The organism is Enterobacter sp. CM29, assembly GCF_013179605.1.
GTDB classification, from domain to species: domain Bacteria; phylum Pseudomonadota; class Gammaproteobacteria; order Enterobacterales; family Enterobacteriaceae; genus Enterobacter; species Enterobacter intestinihominis.
Genome location: NZ_JABMCU010000356.1, coordinates 1 through 1,311, shown reverse-complemented (window position 1 = coordinate 1,311; position 1,311 = coordinate 1). Strand labels below are relative to the sequence as shown.

At 43.2% G+C, this 1,311-nt stretch carries 2 protein-coding genes; both read left to right on the top strand.

The genetic code is table 11. The annotated features are described in order from the left end of the window. Nucleotides 1-114 precede the first annotated feature (114 nt). Complete coding sequence (locus HP459_RS22980; protein WP_171936930.1) at nt 115-282, top strand: hypothetical protein; 168 nt, start codon at nt 115-117, stop codon at nt 280-282. 206 nt (nt 283-488) lie between these two features. After that, nucleotides 489-1,127: a recombinase family protein gene (locus tag HP459_RS22975; protein WP_171936929.1), complete on the top strand. Its 639-nt coding sequence runs from the start codon at nt 489-491 to the stop codon at nt 1,125-1,127. The last annotated feature ends 184 nt before the right edge of the window (nt 1,128-1,311 follow it).

The following is a 1,311-nucleotide window of genomic DNA, read 5'->3' as shown; positions in this document are numbered from 1 at the left end:
TGTCTGCTATAGATCGAGCTAAAGCAGAAGAAAAAATTAAGCTAAGTGAAAAATTAAACAATCTAAAAAATCTTCAGATAAATATGTTTGCCTGATAAATCCATAGGAATTGTTATGATTGAGATTAACTTAAGTGAAATTGATGCAGAAGCTTTATTCAATTTCATTTGCAAGATTTCACCTCAAGATATTATTAGCAAATATCCTAGTGAAGCTGACCAAGCTGTTCTTAGAATTGCTATCGCTGCTTTACAGGATGAACTTGAAAGCAATTTAAGATGAAAAACCGCCACAAGGCGGTTTTTTTCTGCTCGTTGAAGCTCTTTTTTTAAAACTCGCATATAAATTGAACATGTCTTTTAAATCGCCCTATGACATTGAAGTACACCCATACGTCACAGCCTAAATTTACGTTGTTTTGGGTTTATGTCATCACTTAAATGTCATAACCTTTGTTGCATCACTTAAATGTCACCATCGGCGAAATTATGTACGTATTTGCTTACCTCCGAGCGTCTACATTAGACCAGGACGCAACACGAGCTAAATCACGGCTGCAAGCCTTTGTCGCTGAACGCGGTCATCGCATAGCTAGCTGGTACGTTGAAAACGTATCAGGTGCTTCTTTGCAAAGACCTGAGCTATTGCGGCTTCTTGAAGACGCATCGCCAGGTGATGCCATTCTTATAGAACAGGTAGACCGTCTATCACGCTTGGATGACGAAGGTTGGTTGAAGCTCAAGGGTCTGATTAGTAGCAAAAGCCTGAACGTTATTAGTCTCGACCTCCCCACAAGTTACGCGCCATTAGAGATTGCATCCCGCGATGAATTTACGTCTGCAATGCTTCGCGCTGTGAATGCAATGATGCTTGATATGCTCGCCGCCATCGCACGCAAAGATTATCAGGATCGCCGCCGTAGGCAGGCTGAGGGAATATCTAAGGCCAGAACAGAGGGTAAGTACAAAGGACGCCAACCAAAGCGAGAGTTGCATAGCAACGTTCTAAAGCTGCGCATCGAGAAAGGTATGAGTATTCGTGAGACAGCTTCAATATGCGGCATATCTGCACGTCAGGTTATCAGGATCGTCAAGTCGAACGAGCAGGAAGATTTGCAAACATCTTAAGTAAATCCTAGGGGAATCCTTAGGAATCCCCTCCCCCTCCCCTACCTGGTTTACATCAAAACATAGTGATACCATTGCCTTACCGGTAAACGTGCCTTAAAGCCGGTTGAAACGCACTTTCTAATCCCTACCCGTCACGGTGAATCAAATCGCCGATGGCGATTTGGTTCCCTTAGGAGCCAGC

Bases quoted from the DNA above. Each gene is read 5' to 3' on its own strand.
- HP459_RS22980 (WP_171936930.1), top strand. From the start codon at position 115: ATGATTGAGATTAACTTAAGTGAAATTGATGCAGAAGCTTTATTCAAT.
- HP459_RS22975 (WP_171936929.1), top strand. From the start codon at position 489: ATGTACGTATTTGCTTACCTCCGAGCGTCTACATTAGACCAGGACGCA.